The sequence below is a fragment of the Sphingomonas oligoaromativorans genome (assembly GCF_011762195.1).
GTDB classification, from domain to species: domain Bacteria; phylum Pseudomonadota; class Alphaproteobacteria; order Sphingomonadales; family Sphingomonadaceae; genus Solisphingomonas; species Solisphingomonas oligoaromativorans.
In genome coordinates, this window is record NZ_JAASQK010000004.1 from 290687 (window position 1) to 306640 (window position 15954).

The following is a 15954-nucleotide window of genomic DNA, read 5'->3' on the forward strand; positions in this document are numbered from 1 at the left end:
TAAAACTTTTCTTCTTATTCAAGGGGATGTCCTGGGCCGCTTACTTCCGGTTAAGCCTTTTCCCTCTATAAGGGAAAGAGCCGTGCAAGGAACTGGGAGAGAAAGTCCGTCGCGGCTGCGTTGAGGACGGCGGGAAAGCGTCTTCAGTAGGTCGCGAGGCGCGGGACTATGAGTCACGGAAAGCAGGGCCGGGCCTCCGAGGAGCGCGGATCGCGCTGGCCCGTGCCGATGGCGACGCGGCCGAGGGGTGTTACCGACCTCGCCGTGGAACTGGGCCTTCCGTTCATGCCCGTGCCGCGTGGCGACGCCGATGCCGAAGCTGGCGCCCTCAATCTGAACGAAGTCCTCAGCCGGGCCGAGGTGGGCATCCTGCATCGCGATCTCGCGCTCAACGTGCTGGCGGTCAACGACCATTATTGCCGCCTTGTCGGCCGCACCCCGGACGAACTCGCCGGGCTTCCGATGCACCTCTTCACCCACCCGGACGACGCCGCGCGCAGCCGTGCGCTGTACGAACGGCAGTTCGCGACGGGAGAGCCCTTCCAGATCGAGAAGCGCTATCAGCGGCCCGATGGATCGGTGAGCTGGTGCGTCGTCCATATCTCCTTCGTCTGCGATGCGGCGGGGCGGCCGATGTCCACCGTCACCACCGCTCTCGACGTGACCAAGAGGCGAGAGGCCGAGGAAGAGCTCCGCGAAAGCGAAGAGCATTATCGCAACACCGTCGAACTGGCCCCGCAGATCACATGGACGGCAACCCCGAACGGCCAGATCGAGGAGGTCAGTCCGCGTTGGGCGGCGGTCACCGGCACGGAGCCGGTGGAGGCATTCGGTTCGGGCTGGCAGAAGGCGCTGCATGACGATGATCTCGAGCCCACGCTCAGGGCATGGGGACATGCCCTCAAGACGGGCCTGCCGGTCGACGTCGAGTATCGGCTGAGGACGCCGGACGGCGGTTTCCGCTGGTTCCGCGCCCGCGCGGCGGCACGACGGGACGAGCAGGGCCATATCCTTCGCTGGTACGGAACGCTGGAGGACATCAACGATCGCGTGCTGGCGGAGCGGGGCCTCCGCGAGAGCGAGGGGCGCTTCAGGCTGGCGGCGGAAGCGGCGGGCCTCGGCATCTGGGATTATGACAGGCTGACCGGGCATCGCGAATGGTCGGACGAACTGAAGATCATGTTCGGCCTGCCCCGGTCGACGAAGCCCGATCTCGCCACCGCGCTGGCCGTCATCGTGCCCGAGGATCGGCCCAAGCTGATGGACCTCGCGCAACGCGTGCAGAGCGGCGAAACCGATGCCCGCTTCGATGTGACCATCGCGATCCATCGCGCCGATACGGGCGAGAAGCGGTTCCTGGAAACGAGGGGCTGGAGCGTGCAGGCCGCGACGGGCCGTCTGGAGCGGGTTCTCGTCACGATCCGCGACATTACCGAGGAGCATACCGCCGAACAGCGCATCCGCTGGGCGGCCACGCATGACGCCCTGACCGGCGTGCCCAATCGCAGCCATTTCTCGGAGAAGCTCGAAGGCGCCATCGCCCGCGCCAGGGAAACGGACAGCCAGATCGCGCTCGTCCTTTTCGACGTCGACAATCTGAAGCAGACGAACGACACGATCGGCCATGATGCGGGGGATCGCCTGCTCGCCATCTTCGCCGAGCGCCTGGAGGCCTTTTCCGGCGAGGCCGGCGGGATCGGCCGGCTCGGCGGCGATGAATTCGCGATCTTCCTCGAACATCGCGACGAGGCGCAGACGCTGGCCGTGGCGCGCGACATTTTACAGCGCCTGCACCAGCCGTTCGAACATGAAGGAGGAGCGCTCGATTGCCAGTCCACGGCCGGCTGCTCCATCCTGCCGAGGGATGCGGACAACGCCGCGGATCTCCTGAAATGCGCGGATATCGCGCTTTATGCCGGAAAGGCGGATGGTCGCGGTTCGCTCTCGATCTTCGATCCGGCGATGCGGACGAGCCTGGATCGGCGGACCTCCATGCTGCGGCTCGCGCGGACGGCCCTTCGCGACGATCGGATCATGCCCTTCTATCAACCGAAGGTGCGTTTGCAGGATGAGCGGGTCGTCGGTTTCGAGGCATTGCTGCGATGGACCGGGGAGGACAGCCACATCGAGCCGCCGGGGGCGATCGCCGCGGCATTCGAGGATATGAGCCTCGCGACCGCGATCGGCGAGCGGATGCTCGATCAGGTCTGTCGCGATATCGCCCGCTGGCGGGCGGAGGGGCTCGATGTCGGGAGCGTGGCGTTCAACCTCTCCCCGGCGGAATTCCGCCGCGATGACCTGTTCGACCGTGTCATGGGCAGATTGCATCAGGATGGCATCCCCACGTCAGCACTGGAACTGGAGGTCACGGAATCGGTCTTCCTCGGCCATGATGCGAGCGCGGTCGCGAGAACCTTGCAGGCTTTCCATCGCGAAGGCGTCCGTATTGCGCTCGACGATTTCGGGACGGGATTTGCGTCGCTGACGCATCTGCAATCCTTCCCCGTCGACGTCATCAAGATCGACCGGAGCTTCGTGTCGGATGTCGCCGCGCGGCCGGGCAACGCCGCCATCGTGAAAGCCGTGATCGGGCTCGCGCGCGATCTGAGCATGGACGTGGTGGCGGAGGGCATCGAGACGCAGCAGCAGGCGGATCATTTGCGGGCACAAGGCTGCAAGTTTGGACAGGGCTTCCGGTTCGGAAAGGCCATGCCGCGGGACGAGGTGACCGAACTTCTGAGGGCGAGCGGCCGGGATCGGGGCTTGGGAGGCCGGCTCTAGCCGTCGCCTCTATTCGAAAGCGGCAACCGCCTTTTCGATATCGCCACCCGGCGGCACCGCGCCGCGGATGCGCCCATCCGCATCGATCAGGATCACGGTCGGGATCTGACGCACGCCGAAGGAGCGGAAGAGCGCGCCGGTCGGATCGAGCGCCAGCGGGATCTTCGGATGCGTCTCCGTCTGGTAATCCACCAGATCCCGCAGCTTCGTCGACCATGGCCCGCCGGCAATGCCGAGCCACTCGACCGCTTCGTTGGCGGACAGGCGGTCGGCGGTTTCGCGCGCGGTGCGGCAGGCCTTCGCCACCTCCGGGCGGCTGGTCGCGAGATAGGATTCGCACCAGCTCGAGAAGAAGAGCAGCGCGCGGGGACGGTGGCGAAGGCTGACGAGCGGGATGGCCGCGCCGGTGGTGCCCGTCGCGGAGAGGCTTCCCACCCTGTCGCCCACCTGAAGGGCCGGTGGCATCGGCGCGGCCAACGTCCCGGTCACCGGGCTCGCGGGGGTTTCCTGGGCATGGTGCAGGGCAGTGTCGAGCGCGTTGTCGTCGAGATTGCCCATATAGGCCATCCGCCCGTCACGGCCGATGACGACATGCTGGGGCGTGACGCGCAGATTGAGCGCGGCGGCAAGGCGCCCGTCGTCGATCACGATCGGCATCTTCAACCCATAGGCCTTTCGGAAAGCCCGGACATGGGCCTCATCGTCGCCAAAACCCGTATTGACGGCGATGACCTCGATCTTGTCGCCCTGGGTTTCGAAGATATGCTCGAACTTGGGCATCTGCTGCCGGCAGGGGATGCACCATGTCGCCCAGAATTTCAGATAGACCGGCCGCTTGCCGTAAAAGCGGGAGAGATCGATCGTCTGCCCGTCGATCGTCTTCAGGATGAGCGCGGGGGCGGGCTTTCCCAGCAGCGGCGAGCCGGCCTCCCGGGCGCGGGCCTCGCCGTCCGGTGTTTCGCCTGACTGCGCATCGGCGGCCTGGGCGGCCGGCTTCTCCGCGCGCTGGCAGGATGCGAGGGGCAGGGCTGCGATCAGCGACAGCGCCAGGATCATCATGCCTTTGGATGCCGTGCTGGTCATGCCTTGCCTTTTGCTCGCCGGTCACCCGGATGGATATTCCGCCGTAGCAGGATCAGGCAACATTTCGAAAAATACGAACAAATGGTTCTGACTTATCCATCTTCTTAGAAATCGCTCGGCCCGCTAGATCGGCCCTCGAGTTTCCGCCGCCAATCAGGGTGGGCGACAAAATGGAGCGCGGATCATGGCGAAGGTGCTGGTTCTTTATCATTCGGCCTATGGTCATATCGAGCAGATGGCGGAAGCCGTGGCCGAGGGCGCGCGCGGCGCCGGCGCCGAGGTGACGATCCGTCGCGTGCCCGAGACCGTGCCGGAAGAGATCGCCAAGGCATCCTATTTCAAGCTCGATCAGAAGGCCGAGATCGCCACCGTCGCCGAGCTGGAGAATTACGACGCGATCATCGTCGGCGTCGGCACGCGCTATGGCCGTATGCCCTCGCAGATAGCGGCGTTCCTGGACCAGACCGGTGGCCTGTGGATGCGCGGCGCGCTCAACGGCAAGGTCGGCGCGGCCTTCGCCTCGACCGCCAGCCAGCATGGCGGGCAGGAGACGACGCTCTTCTCCGTCATCACCAACCTGATGCACCTCGGCATGACCATCGTCGGCCTGCCCTACAGCTTCCAGGGCCAGCTCAAGCTCGACGAAGTCACCGGCGGTTCGCCCTATGGCGCGACCACGATCGCGGCGGGTGATGGCTCGCGTCAGCCGAGCGCCAACGAGCTGGACGGCGCCCGCCATCAGGGCGAGCTGGTCGCGAAGACGGCGGTCAAGCTTTTCGGTTAAGTATCGCGTAGCTTTGCGTATGAAGGCGGTGGCCCTGTCGGGCTGCCGCCTTTTTCGTGCTTGAAACGATCGGCCGCCATCCCCAACAGAGGGGGATGAATCAGGAACCCGAAGACGGCGATCTGGTCGCCGAGCCGGCCAAGCTGCCCGTTCCCAAGGATGTCGAGGAAGCCATCCGCACGCTCATCCGCTGGGCGGGAGACGATCCCGAGCGGGAGGGCCTTCTCGATACGCCCAAGCGCGTGGCGCGGGCGTGGAAGGAATATTGCGCCGGCTATCTGGAAGATCCGGCCCATCATCTCAGCCGCACCTTCAAGGAGGTGGGCGGCTATGACGAGGTGGTGCTGCTGAAGGACATCCCCTTCCAGTCGCATTGCGAGCATCACATGGCCCCGATCATCGGCAAGGCGGCGATCGCCTATCTGCCGCGCGACCGGGTGGTGGGCATCTCCAAGCTGGCGCGCGTGCTCCAGGGATTCGCGCGGAGGCTTCAGGTGCAGGAGCGCCTGACGGCCGAGGTGGCGGATTGCATCTGGGAGCATCTCCAGCCGCACGGCGTCGCGGTGGTGATCGAGGCGAACCATGCCTGCATGAGCGCGCGTGGCGTCCGCACGCCGGGCGTGGCGATGACGACCAGCCGCATGATGGGCGTGTTCCGCGACGACGAGCGCAGCCGCAAGGAAGTGCTGAGCCTGATGGGCTATTGAGGCAGCGCGCCGCCCTTCGTTCGGAAGGGCCGCGCTCCCCGGCGCACGGGTAAAGAAAAAGGCCGCCCGCAATCGCTTGCGGACGGCCCTTTTCCTGTCGGCTTGGGAGAAGCGATCAGGCCTCGGCCTGCTCGCCCTCTTCCTGCACCGGAACCTCGGCGGTGGCGCCCGGCTCGGCGTTGGGATCGTAATCCTCGGTGAAGCCGGCTTCGTCACGCTCGAACATGTCGGCCATGACGTTGACGCCCTGCGCCTGGAGATCGGCTTCCTCGGGCGAACGGGCGACGTTCACCTTGACGGTCACCGAGACTTCCGGGTGCAGCGTCACGCGCACGTCGTGCAGGCCGATCGCCTTGATCGGCTTGTCGAGGACGATCTGCGCCTTGGTGACATGCGCGCCATCGGCGTGCAGCAGCTCGGCGAGGTCGCGGGCCGAAACCGAACCATAAAGCTGGCCGGTGTTCGACGCCTGACGGATGAGCGTCACGGTCTTGCCGTCGATGTCCTTCGACTCGGTCAGCGCCAGCTCGCGCTTCTTGGCGTTCTCGGCCTCGAGGTGGGCGCGGTTCGCTTCGAAAACCTTGCGGTTCGCGGCGTTCGAACGGAGCGCCTTCTTGTTCGGCAGCAGGAAGTTACGGGCATAGCCGTTCTTCACGGTGACGATGTCGCCGATGGCGCCGAGCTTTTCGACGCGCTCCAGCAGAATCACTTCCATGGGGGCGTCTCCTTACTTCACGACGTAGGGCAGAAGGCCGAGGTGACGCGCGCGCTTGATCTCGCGGGCCAGCTCACGCTGCTTCTTGGCGGAAACCGCGGTGATGCGGCTCGGGACGATCTTGCCACGCTCGGACACGAAGCCCTGGAGCAGACGGACGTCCTTGTAATCGATCCGGGGAGCGTCCTTCGCGGAGAAGGGGCAGCTCTTGCGGCGGCGGAAGAATGGGCGGGCCATTTCTATCTTATCCTAACTCGAAGGGGCTCAGGCGGCGTCGCGGTCGTCGCGGGGACGATCGTCACGCTCACGGCGGGGACCACGCTCACCGCGCTCGCCACGCTCACCGCGGCCGCCACGGTCGCGCTCGTTGCGGCGCATCATCGCCGACGGGCCGGCCTCATGCTCGTCCACGCGGACGGTCATGTAGCGGATGATGTCTTCGTTGATCGCGATCTGGCGCTCCAGCTCGACGATCGCAGCCGACGGACCGTCGACTTCGAGCATCACATAGTGCGCCTTGCGATTCTTCGCGATGCGATAGGCGAGGCCGCGCAGGCCCCAGGTCTCCGTCTTGACGACCTTGCCGCCCTGCTCTTCGATGATCTTGGTGGCGTTTTCCGCCAGCGCGTCGACCTGCGCCTGGGCGAGATCCTGACGCGCGAGAAACACATGCTCGTAAAGAGCCATGTGGCCGTCCTTCCATGTTGGCCGATCGCTGACGCCGCCCCCATGGCGGTCGCCCCTCCGACTGTCTTTCAAATGCACAAGGGGCGGCGGGACGTGCCTGCCACCCGAAGTGCGGGGCGCTATGGCGGAAAAACACCGGGAAGGCAAGCGATCCTGCGTGGTGGCGGGTTGCGCTTGGCTTCGGGGCTTTCTATCGCGGCCGGCCTGACAATGGGAGTGGATCATGCGAGCCTTCATCTTTCCGGGCCAGGGCAGCCAGACCGTCGGCATGGGCCAGGCGCTCTCCGCCGCCAGCGCCGTCGCGCGCGAGGTGTTCCAGGAAGTGGACGAGGCGCTCGGCCAGCATCTCTCGCGCCTGATGGCGGAAGGGCCGGCCGATGAGCTGATGCTCACCGAGAATGCCCAGCCGGCGATCATGGCGAACGCCATCGCGACGCTGCGCGTGCTGGAGCGCGAAGGCGGCATCCGCCTTGCCGACAAGGCCGGGTTCGTCGCCGGGCACAGCCTTGGCGAATATACCGCCTTGTGCGCCGCCGGCGCGCTGGGCCTTGCCGAGACGGCGAAGCTGCTGCGCACGCGCGGACAGGCGATGCAGGCCGCGGTGCCGGTGGGCGAGGGGGCCATGGCGGCGCTGCTCGGGCTCGACTTCGAGGCGGCGCGCCAGATCGCGGCCGACTCCGCCGAGGGCGAAGTTTGCGAGGCGGCCAACGACAATGCGCCGGGGCAGGTGGTGATCTCGGGCTCCCGCGCGGCGGTGGAGCGTGCGGTCGAGCTGGCCAAGGTGCGCGGCGGCAAGCGTGCGATGCTGCTGCCGGTCTCCGCTCCGTTCCACTGTTCGCTGATGGAGCCGGCCGCCCGCGCGATGGAGAAGGCGCTCGCCGGCGCCGATCTGCGTGCGCCGCTGGTGCCGGTCTATGCCAATGTGACGGCCGCGCCGGTCGCCGATCCGGCGGCGATCCGCACGCTGCTGGTGGAGCAGGTGACGGGCACGGTGCGCTGGCGCGAGAGCGTCGAGGCGATGTTCGCGGCCGGCGTTACCGAGTTCGTCGAGTTCGGCGGCAAGGTGCTCGGCCCGATGGTGAAGCGCATCACGCCCGACGCGACGCCCGTCAGCGTCGTGACGATGGACGATATCGAAGCGCTCGCGAAGAGCCTGTGATGTTTCTCCCGTCATCCTGACGAAAGTCAGGATCCAGGGCGGCGGGTGGTGCGCTGGCGGCTCTGGATCCCGGATCAAGTCCGGGATGACGACATGGAAGGGGTGGTACAATGTTCGATCTGACTGGAATGACGGCGCTCGTGACGGGCGCCTCGGGCGGCCTGGGTTCCGCGACCGCGAAGGCGTTGGCGGCGCAGGGCGCGAAGGTGGCGCTGTCCGGCACGCGCGAGGCGGTGCTGGCGGAAGTGGCGGCCGGCCTGCCCAACGATCCGGTGACGCTCACCTGCAACCTGTCCGATGCGGCCGAGGTCGACGGCCTTATCCCGCGCGCGGTCGACGCGCTGGGCGGCCGCATCGACATCCTCGTCAACAATGCCGGCATCACCCGCGACAACCTCATCCTGCGCATGAAGGATGACGAGTGGGATCAGGTGATCTCGGTGAACCTTGAAGCGGCCTTCCGCCTGATCCGCGCGGCGGCCAAGCCGATGATGAAGCAGCGCTTCGGCCGCATCATCTCGATCACGTCGGTGGTGGGCGTGACGGGCAATCCGGGGCAGGCCAACTATGCCGCGTCCAAGGCGGGCCTGATCGGCATGTCGAAGAGCCTCGGGCAGGAACTGGCGAGCCGCAACATCACGGTGAACTGCGTGGCGCCGGGCTTCATCCGCTCTGCCATGACGGACGCGCTGAACGAGCAGCAGAAGGCCTCGATCCTGACGAAGATCCCGGCCGGCGATCTCGGCAACGGCGAGGACATCGGCGCGGCGGTCGCCTATCTCGCGAGCCGCGAGGCCGGCTACGTCACCGGCCAGACGCTGCACGTCAACGGCGGCATGGCGATGATCTAACGGGTGGCCGGAGCGAGCGCTGCGGTCGGCCGGCTGCGGCCGGTCAGAAGCGCTCGCTCGGCGATCCCGATGGACGCGAATGCCAGCAGACAGCCTGCGACTACGTCGCTCAGATAATGGGCGCCGTCCACCGGGGTGGACAGAAGAAGCGCCGCCTCGATCGCCAGTCCGGGCCAGCGCGTCCAGGGGCTTTGCCAATAAGCCCAGGCGAAGATGATGCCCAGCGCCGCGTGGAAGCTCGGGAAAGCGATGATGCCCTGCATCCGGTCGAGGGCGAGCGTGCGCAGCGTCCCATCGCGAACGCCGAGGAAATCCGGCACATGCGTCCAGGCGTCCGAGGGCTGGATGCCGGAATAGGCCGCGGCGTGCAGATTGAAATGGGCATATCCGCCGACCGCCGGCCAGATGGCGGAGACGGCGATCGAAACCACGGCAGATGCGATCACGCTCCACACGAGGATGCGGAGCTGATGGCGGCGCCCCGTCAGGCCGAGCAGCAGGATCGCCGCCGCCAGTTGCGGGAGCAATGTGTCATAGGCCAGCCGCAGCGGCCCGTGCAGCGCCGGGTGTGCATTGATCCAGGCGAGATAAGCGCGCCAGTCGAACCCCATCAAGCGATCGGCGTGAACGAGTCGGGCATCCTGCAACGGGCGATCGAGGCTCGCCGCGAGATAGGAGAGCGGGCCGGCGATCATCGTGAAGAGCACCAGTTGGGCGAGGGCTTCGCACGAACTGGCAAGCCGCTCCTCCCGCCGAACGCTTCGATAGAAGCAGGTGGCCCCGTATAATGCCAATGCTCCGCAGACCGGGTGAAGCAGGCTCGGCCACATGACGATAAAGCCGGTGGACCAAAGCCCGAACGATGTTGCCGCTCCGAGCGTGGCAATGACAATCCAAGCCATTCTGGCGTCATAAGAAGCGCGGAGAAGCGGGTGGACCGGCATGATGGGCCTGTAATCCAGCGCTCGCTATCAAACTCCTAACGGAAGCGTTGCGGCCCCTCTTGCCAGCATCGGCCACCCCGTCTAGGGCATTCGACCAACAACAATCCCCCAAACGGAATGGGAAGAGAGACATGAGCGAGACCGCCGAGCGCGTGAAGAAGATCGTCGTCGAGCATCTCGGCGTCGAGGCCGAGAAGGTGACCGAGGACGCGAGCTTCATCGACGATCTCGGTGCCGACAGCCTCGACATCGTCGAGCTGGTCATGGCGTTCGAGGAAGAATTCGGCGTGGAAATCCCGGACGATGCCGCCGAGAAGATCACCACGGTGAAGGACGCGATCGCCTACATCGACAGCCACAAGGGCTGAGGCAAGCGATCCTGCCATCGGCCACCTTCGGGGGCCGGAGGATTCAAGACGGCTCTCCGACCCGGATCATCGGGGCCGGGGGGCCGTTTCGTTTTTGGGGCGTTCTGCGTGTCAGGCGCCAGCGAGCTGAATGAAGAGAGGAGGCGCCGATGCGCCGCGTAGTTGTCACGGGTCTGGGTCTTGTCACGCCGCTGGGCGCTGACGTGGAGACGAGCTGGGCGAACCTGATCGCCGGCAAGTCGGGCGCGGGCACCATCACCCGCTTCGATGCGTCCAACCAGGCCTGCACGGTCGCGTGCGAGGTGAAGCCGGCCGATCATCCCTGGGGCTTCGATCCGGGCAAGCGCGTCGATCATAAGGTGCAGCGCCAGGTCGATCCGTTCATCGTCTATGGGATCGACGCCGCCGGTCAGGCGCTGGAAGACGCCGGCCTCACCGAGATGACGCTGGAAGAAAGCTATCGTGCCGGCGTGTCGATCGGCTCGGGCATCGGCGGCCTGCCTGGCATCGAGAGCGAGTCGATCGTGCTGCACGAGAAGGGGCCGCGCCGCGTCAGCCCGCACTTCGTGCATGGCCGCCTCATCAATCTGATTTCCGGCCAGGTCTCGATCAAATATGGCCTGCGTGGCCCGAACCATGCCGTCGTCACGGCCTGCTCGACCGGCGCGCACTCGATCGGCGACGCCGCGCGCATGATCGCGATGGATGATGCCGACATCATGCTTGCCGGCGGCGCGGAGAGCACCGTTTGTCCGATTGGCATCGCGGGCTTCGCGCAGGCCCGCGCGCTCTGCACGTCGTTCAACGATACGCCCGAAAAGGCCTCGCGCCCCTATGACAAGGATCGCGACGGCTTCGTGATGGGCGAGGGCGCGGGCGTGGTCGTTCTGGAGGAATATGAGCACGCCAAGGCGCGCGGCGCGAAGATCTATGCCGAGGTGATCGGCTATGGCCTGTCGGGCGACGCCTATCACGTCACCGCCCCGCACCCGGATGGCGACGGTGCCTATCGCTCGATGGAGATGGCGCTCAAGAAATCCGGCCTGAAGCCCTCGGATATCGACTATATCAACGCGCACGGCACCTCGACCATGGCCGACATGATCGAGCTAGGCGCGACGCAGCGGCTGTTCGGCAAGGATCTGGGCGGCGCTTCGATGAGCTCGACCAAATCGGCGATCGGGCACCTGCTCGGTGGCGCGGGCGCGGTGGAGAGCATCTTCTGCATCCTCGCGCTGCGCGACCAGATCGTGCCGCCGACGCTCAACCTCGATAATCCCGACGAGGGCGCCGAGGGTGTCGATCTCGTGCCGCACGTCGCGAAGAAGCGTGAGGTGAGGGCCGTTCTCAACAACAGCTTCGGCTTCGGCGGCACCAACGCCAGCCTGGTGATGCGCAAGATCTAAGGGTAACGATGCGCCGGCTCCTCCTCCTGGTGCTGGCGCTCGGCGCGCTGGCGATCGGTGTTCCGCTGTGGATGTGGAACGGGCCTGGCCCGCTCCCGAAGCGGACCATCGTGCGAATCCCCGATGGCGCGACGATCGCGTCGGCTTCCCGCGTGCTCGCGGAGGCCGGCGCGATCCGCAGCGCGACATGGTTTCGCGGGCTGGCGGGGCGGCTTGGCTCGCACGATCCGATCCGTCCGGGCGCTTTCGCGATCCCGGCCCATGCCAGCTCGGCCTCCATTCTGGAGCTTCTCCAGCACGGCCGGCCCGCGCTGACGCTGCTGACCGTGCCGGAGGGGATGCCCTCCGTCCTCGTCCACGACAAGCTGATGGCGACCGCGGCGCTTGCCGGCCCGGTGCCGGTGCCGCCGGAAGGCACGGTGCTGCCCGACAGCTATGCCTATCAGAAGGGCGAGACGCGCCTCGCCGTCGTCGAGCGGATGCAGAAGGCGATGGACAAGGCGCTCGCCGCCGAATGGGCCGATCGTGGCACCGATCTCGCCGTCTCCACCCCGCAGGAAGCGCTGACGCTGGCCTCGATCGTCGAGAAGGAGACGGCCATCGCCTCCGAGCGCGAGACGGTCGCGGCGGTCTACGGCAACCGCCTGAAGATGGGGATGCCGCTCCAGGCCGACCCGACCGTGATCTATCCGGTGACGAAGGGGCGCCCGCTCGGCAGGCGCATCCTCGAATCCGAGCTGCACGACAAGAACGCCTACAACACCTACGCCATGCGGGGCCTGCCCGCCGGGCCGATCTGCAATCCCGGACGGGCGTCGCTCCATGCGGTGCTGCATCCGGCGGCGAGCAAGGCGCTCTATTTCGTGGCGAACGGGCGGGGCGGCCATGTCTTCGCCGACACGCTTGCCGAGCATAACGCCAATGTGAAGAAGTGGTACGCGATCCGCCACGCGCGCGGGGAGATGTAAGCGCCCCGCAACCGCCTTGCGGGGTGTATTACCCGACTATATGCCTGCCCCATCGAGATAGAGGGGCTCCCATGCGAACTGGTCTGACTGTAGCGGCGTTGATGCTTACTCCGGCGGCGTTGGCGGCCGCACCGGCGCCCGTCCCGCAGGGCATCCTGCCCGATACGGCCGTGCCCACCGCCTATCGGCTGGACCTGACCGTCCTTCCCGATCAGCCGCGCTTCTCGGGCCATGTCGAGATCGACGTCACGCTGAAGGCGCCGACGCGCTCGCTCTATCTGCATGGCCGCGACCTCAAGGTGACGACCGCGCTCGCCCGTGTCGGCGCCGTGAAGACCGCCGCCACCTATACCCAGGTCGATCCGCTGGGCGTGGCGCGCGTCGATTTCGCCAGGCCGCTTCCGGCGGGCCGCGTGACGCTGGTGTTCGACTATGACGCGCCGTTCGGCAACAGCCCGTCGGGCATGTATCACCTGAAGATCGCGGACAAGTGGTACGCCTGGACGCAATTCGAATCGATCGACGCCCGCGCCGCCTATCCGGGCTTCGACCAGCCCGGCTACAAGACGCCCTTCACCGTCTCGCTCACCACCGCGCCGGGCAGCACCGCCGTCAGCAACGCGCCGGAGACGGGCGTGGTGAAGGTCGGCAAGCTGGAAAGGCACCAGTTCGCCCCGACCAAGCCGCTGCCGACCTATCTGGTGGCGATGATGGTCGGCCCCTTCGCGACCGTCAGCGGCTTGGCCGCGCCGACGCCGGAGCGCGCCAAGCCGCTCCCCGTCCGCGTCGTCGGCACCCAGCCGAACAAGGACCAGATGGATTTCGCGCTCCAGAACACCGGCCAGATCGTCGGCCTGCTGGAGAAATATTTCGGCCGTCCGTTCCCCTTCCCGAAGCTCGACCAGATCGGTTCGCCGGTGATGCCGGGCGCGATGGAGAATGCCGGGGCGGACACCTATGGCGACAGCATCCTGTTCCTCGACAAGGGCGCCTCCACCGCCCAGAAGCAGGAATTCGGCATGGTGGTGGCGCATGAGCTGGCCCACCAGTGGTTCGGCGATCTCGTCACGCCCAAATGGTGGGACGACATCTGGCTGAACGAGAGCTTCGCCAACTGGATGGGCTATCGCATCGGCAACGAGTGGCGGCCGGACCTCAAGATCGGCGTCGGCGCGATCGGCGAGGCATTCCGCGCGATGAATATCGATGCGCTGAAGGCCGGCCGCCCGATCCACCAGCCGATCAAGACCAACGGCGAGATCGACAGCGCTTTCGACGCCGTCACCTACGGCAAGGGCGGACAGGTCGTGGCGATGATCGCGGCCTATCTGGGCGACGAGAAGTTCCGCGAGGGTGTGAGGCTGCATCTCAACCGCCATGCCTATGGCAATGCGAGCACGGAGGAATTTTTCGCCGCGCTGGCCGAGGCGGCGCATGATCCGCGCGTGCTGGCCTCGCTCAAGAGCTTCGTCGATCAGCAGGGCGTGCCGGTCGTCCGCGTCGAGCGCACCGCGAACGGCCTCGCGGTCAGCCAGAAGCGCTATGCCATGCTCGGCACCGATATCGCGCCGCAGACCTGGACGATCCCGCTGTGCGTGCGCGTCGGCGATACGCGCCAGTGCAGCCTGCTCGACAAGGCTTCGGGCGTCGTGCCGGTCACGGGCACGGGGGCGATCATGCCCAACGCAGGCGGCACGGGCTATTATCGCTTCTCGCTCTCCGAGACGGAGTGGAGGAAGCTGATCGGCGAATCCGCCAGCCTCCCGGCGGGCGAGGCGCTGGCGATGACGGACAGCCTGTGGGCGGCCTATCGCGCGGGCGAAGTCTCTCCGTCGCTGCTCGTGGCGGCGGCGCGGGCGATGGCGGCCAATCCCTATTCGGGCGCGGTGACGGACGGCGGCCAGCGCCTGTCGTCGTGGCGCACGCGCGGGCTCATATCCGATGCGGACATGCCGGCCTATCATGCTCTGATCGATGGCATTTACGCACCGATCCTGGAGAAGCTCGGCTTCGATCCCAAGGCCCGCATTTATGCGTCGGAAGATCCCGACCGGCAGAAGCTCCGCTCCAGCATCGTCTCGCTGCTGGCGGGCGAGGCGGAGGACAAGGCCGTCCTCGCCAAGCTTTCGGCGGCGGCCACCGCCTATCTGGGCGGTGACAAGGATGCGCTCGACCAGTCGCTCTTCGACGATGGTTTCGCTGCCTATCTGTCGAGCGGCGGCGATACCGCGCTTGCCGCGCTGTTCGACAAGGCGGCGTCGAGCGACGACACGCTGTTCCGCGATGCCGCCATCGAGGCGCTGGCGGGCACCGGTTCGGCGGCGAACGGCCGCTGGCTGATCGCCCATATGGACGACAAGCGTCTGCGCCCGAGCGATCGCCTCTCGGTGCTGCGTTACATGGTGTCCGAGCCGGCCACCCGCGATATGGGTTTCGACTATCTCGTGCAGCACTACGACGTCTTCGTGAAGGACAACGGCATCTTCGCCGCGTCGATCCTGCCCAAATATGGCAGCGATTATTGCTCGGTCGAGAAGGCGAACGAGATCGAAGCGGTGCTGCGTCCCAAGGTCGAGGCGTATAAGCGCGGCGGTCTGTCGCTGGATCGCGCGGTGGAGGAGGTACGCGATTGTGGCGTGCTCCAGCAGAAGCTGGGCACCCGGATCTCCGACGCCGTTCACGGACGATGAAGCGCGGGGCGCGGGCCGTGGTGGTACGGCCCGCGCCGCCATGGTCCGGTTCCGGCTCGATCGGCGGGAGGGGGCGTAAGCGGATGAAAGGCATGGGCATCCTGATGGGCTTGCTGGCGATCGGTTGCGGATCGCCGGGGCAGCCGCAGGAGGCGTCGCCGGATCACGCGTCGGTAGCGCCCCCTGCCGTCTATGTTCCGCCGCACCGGCAGGGGCGGTACAGGCTGGTGGGGTTGCCCACCGGTCCCCGGATTTTCTTCAATCAGGCACGCTGCCTGCGCACGCTCCATACCTACGCCGCCGCAATGGAGGCGGGGCTCGGGGCGGGGAGCAGCAGCCAGCTCCGTTGCGAGCCCGAATGACGGCGCCTTGATCCGATCGGTCATCGCGATGCGCCGCGCGGGCATCCAGCACGGCCGGGCTCGGGTCTAAATCCTCCTCATCAACGAAGGAGGTTCTCATGACCCACATGATGGATTGGAATGGTTACCGCGCTCAGCTTGGCGCGGGTGTCGGCGAGATGGGCAAGCTGAGCCCGGATACGGTGCGCGGCTACATGACGCTCGGCGGCGCCGGCGCGAAGACCGGCCATCTCGACGCCAAGACCCGTGAGCTGATCGCGCTGGCGGTCGCCATCTCGCTGCGCTGCGACGGCTGTATCACGGTCCACGCCGATGCCGCGAACAAGCTGGGTGCCACCAGGGAAGAGGTCGCCGAGGCGCTGGGCGTCGCGGTGAGCATCAATGCCGGTGCCGCGCTTGTCTATTCCACCCGCACGCTGGACGCCTTCGCGGCGGCCCAGGAAGCCTGA

Annotated in this window: 16 protein-coding genes; 11 read left to right on the forward strand and 5 right to left on the reverse strand. The window is 66.6% G+C overall.

Annotated elements, in window-relative coordinates; all coding sequences use genetic code 11:
• Nucleotides 1–168 precede the first annotated feature (168 nt).
• A complete protein-coding gene (locus FHS98_RS10030; protein WP_167103789.1) occupies nt 169–2781 on the forward strand; it encodes a sensor domain-containing protein in 2613 nt (870 codons plus the stop codon).
• A gap of 9 nt (nt 2782–2790) precedes the next feature.
• On the opposite strand, the gene FHS98_RS10035 is transcribed toward FHS98_RS10030, so the two are convergent.
• The gene (locus FHS98_RS10035) at nt 2791–3864 is read right to left on the reverse strand and encodes a TlpA disulfide reductase family protein (protein ID WP_167103791.1); all 1074 of its coding nucleotides are present in this window, start codon (nt 3862–3864) and stop codon (nt 2791–2793) included.
• A 184-nt stretch (nt 3865–4048) separates the two neighbouring features.
• Between FHS98_RS10035 and wrbA the strand changes: the two genes are divergently transcribed.
• Nucleotides 4049–4648, forward strand: a complete 600-nt coding sequence (wrbA, locus tag FHS98_RS10040; RefSeq protein ID WP_167103793.1) for an NAD(P)H:quinone oxidoreductase — start codon at nt 4049–4051, stop codon at nt 4646–4648.
• A gap of 95 nt (nt 4649–4743) precedes the next feature.
• A complete protein-coding gene (gene folE / locus FHS98_RS10045) occupies nt 4744–5355 on the forward strand; it encodes a GTP cyclohydrolase I FolE (protein ID WP_167103795.1) in 612 nt (203 codons plus the stop codon).
• A 115-nt stretch (nt 5356–5470) separates the two neighbouring features.
• On the opposite strand, the gene rplI is transcribed toward folE, so the two are convergent.
• Genes rplI through rpsF form a run of 3 tightly spaced genes read right to left on the reverse strand, consistent with a single transcriptional unit; the run spans nt 5471 to nt 6757 of the window.
• Entirely contained in the window at nt 5471–6070 is a 600-nt protein-coding gene (gene rplI, locus FHS98_RS10050) for a 50S ribosomal protein L9 (protein ID WP_167103798.1), read from the reverse strand.
• Between the two features lie 12 nt (nt 6071–6082).
• Nucleotides 6083–6307, reverse strand: a complete 225-nt coding sequence (gene rpsR, locus FHS98_RS10055) for a 30S ribosomal protein S18 (protein WP_019833151.1) — start codon at nt 6305–6307, stop codon at nt 6083–6085.
• 27 nt (nt 6308–6334) lie between these two features.
• The gene (gene rpsF, locus FHS98_RS10060) at nt 6335–6757 is read right to left on the reverse strand and encodes a 30S ribosomal protein S6 (protein ID WP_167103801.1); all 423 of its coding nucleotides are present in this window, start codon (nt 6755–6757) and stop codon (nt 6335–6337) included.
• 223 nt (nt 6758–6980) lie between these two features.
• Here rpsF and fabD point away from each other — a divergent pair, with 223 nt between their 5' ends.
• Nucleotides 6981–7916 (forward strand): ACP S-malonyltransferase, encoded by a 936-nt coding sequence (gene fabD, locus FHS98_RS10065; RefSeq protein WP_167103804.1) that lies wholly within the window; start codon nt 6981–6983, stop codon nt 7914–7916.
• Nucleotides 7917–8026: 110 nt separating this feature from the next.
• Nucleotides 8027–8767 carry a 3-oxoacyl-[acyl-carrier-protein] reductase gene (gene fabG / locus FHS98_RS10070; RefSeq protein WP_167103807.1) on the forward strand — a complete coding sequence of 247 codons (741 nt, stop codon included), beginning with the start codon at nt 8027–8029 and terminating at the stop codon, nt 8765–8767.
• On the opposite strand, the gene FHS98_RS10075 is transcribed toward fabG, so the two are convergent.
• The gene (locus tag FHS98_RS10075; protein ID WP_167103810.1) at nt 8764–9474 is read right to left on the reverse strand and encodes a phosphatase PAP2 family protein; all 711 of its coding nucleotides are present in this window, start codon (nt 9472–9474) and stop codon (nt 8764–8766) included. The genes fabG and FHS98_RS10075 overlap by 4 nt on opposite strands.
• A gap of 368 nt (nt 9475–9842) precedes the next feature.
• On the opposite strand from FHS98_RS10075, the gene FHS98_RS10080 reads away from it, so the two are divergent.
• The 6 genes from FHS98_RS10080 to FHS98_RS10105 all read left to right on the forward strand — a co-directional run bounded on the left by FHS98_RS10080 (nt 9843) and on the right by FHS98_RS10105 (nt 15954).
• Nucleotides 9843–10079 (forward strand): acyl carrier protein, encoded by a 237-nt coding sequence (locus FHS98_RS10080; protein ID WP_019833157.1) that lies wholly within the window; start codon nt 9843–9845, stop codon nt 10077–10079.
• 149 nt (nt 10080–10228) lie between these two features.
• Nucleotides 10229–11485 (forward strand): beta-ketoacyl-ACP synthase II, encoded by a 1257-nt coding sequence (gene fabF, locus FHS98_RS10085; protein WP_167103813.1) that lies wholly within the window; start codon nt 10229–10231, stop codon nt 11483–11485.
• A gap of 8 nt (nt 11486–11493) precedes the next feature.
• The gene (gene mltG / locus FHS98_RS10090) at nt 11494–12453 is read left to right on the forward strand and encodes an endolytic transglycosylase MltG (protein WP_167103816.1); all 960 of its coding nucleotides are present in this window, start codon (nt 11494–11496) and stop codon (nt 12451–12453) included.
• Between the two features lie 71 nt (nt 12454–12524).
• A complete protein-coding gene (locus tag FHS98_RS10095) occupies nt 12525–15143 on the forward strand; it encodes a M1 family metallopeptidase (protein WP_167103820.1) in 2619 nt (872 codons plus the stop codon).
• A gap of 83 nt (nt 15144–15226) precedes the next feature.
• Nucleotides 15227–15505, forward strand: a complete 279-nt coding sequence (locus tag FHS98_RS10100) for a hypothetical protein (protein ID WP_167103822.1) — start codon at nt 15227–15229, stop codon at nt 15503–15505.
• Nucleotides 15506–15603: 98 nt separating this feature from the next.
• The gene (locus FHS98_RS10105; RefSeq protein ID WP_208402172.1) at nt 15604–15954 is read left to right on the forward strand and encodes a carboxymuconolactone decarboxylase family protein; all 351 of its coding nucleotides are present in this window, start codon (nt 15604–15606) and stop codon (nt 15952–15954) included.

Bases quoted from the DNA above. Each gene is read 5' to 3' on its own strand.
- FHS98_RS10030 (WP_167103789.1), top strand. From the start codon at position 169: ATGAGTCACGGAAAGCAGGGCCGGGCCTCCGAGGAGCGCGGATCGCGC.
- FHS98_RS10035 (WP_167103791.1), bottom strand. From the start codon at position 3,864: ATGACCAGCACGGCATCCAAAGGCATGATGATCCTGGCGCTGTCGCTG.
- wrbA (WP_167103793.1), top strand. From the start codon at position 4,049: ATGGCGAAGGTGCTGGTTCTTTATCATTCGGCCTATGGTCATATCGAG.
- folE (WP_167103795.1), top strand. From the start codon at position 4,744: ATGAATCAGGAACCCGAAGACGGCGATCTGGTCGCCGAGCCGGCCAAG.
- rplI (WP_167103798.1), bottom strand. From the start codon at position 6,070: ATGGAAGTGATTCTGCTGGAGCGCGTCGAAAAGCTCGGCGCCATCGGC.
- rpsR (WP_019833151.1), bottom strand. From the start codon at position 6,307: ATGGCCCGCCCATTCTTCCGCCGCCGCAAGAGCTGCCCCTTCTCCGCG.
- rpsF (WP_167103801.1), bottom strand. From the start codon at position 6,757: ATGGCTCTTTACGAGCATGTGTTTCTCGCGCGTCAGGATCTCGCCCAG.
- fabD (WP_167103804.1), top strand. From the start codon at position 6,981: ATGCGAGCCTTCATCTTTCCGGGCCAGGGCAGCCAGACCGTCGGCATG.
- fabG (WP_167103807.1), top strand. From the start codon at position 8,027: ATGTTCGATCTGACTGGAATGACGGCGCTCGTGACGGGCGCCTCGGGC.
- FHS98_RS10080 (WP_019833157.1), top strand. From the start codon at position 9,843: ATGAGCGAGACCGCCGAGCGCGTGAAGAAGATCGTCGTCGAGCATCTC.
- fabF (WP_167103813.1), top strand. From the start codon at position 10,229: ATGCGCCGCGTAGTTGTCACGGGTCTGGGTCTTGTCACGCCGCTGGGC.
- mltG (WP_167103816.1), top strand. From the start codon at position 11,494: ATGCGCCGGCTCCTCCTCCTGGTGCTGGCGCTCGGCGCGCTGGCGATC.
- FHS98_RS10095 (WP_167103820.1), top strand. From the start codon at position 12,525: ATGCGAACTGGTCTGACTGTAGCGGCGTTGATGCTTACTCCGGCGGCG.
- FHS98_RS10100 (WP_167103822.1), top strand. From the start codon at position 15,227: ATGAAAGGCATGGGCATCCTGATGGGCTTGCTGGCGATCGGTTGCGGA.
- FHS98_RS10105 (WP_208402172.1), top strand. From the start codon at position 15,604: ATGACCCACATGATGGATTGGAATGGTTACCGCGCTCAGCTTGGCGCG.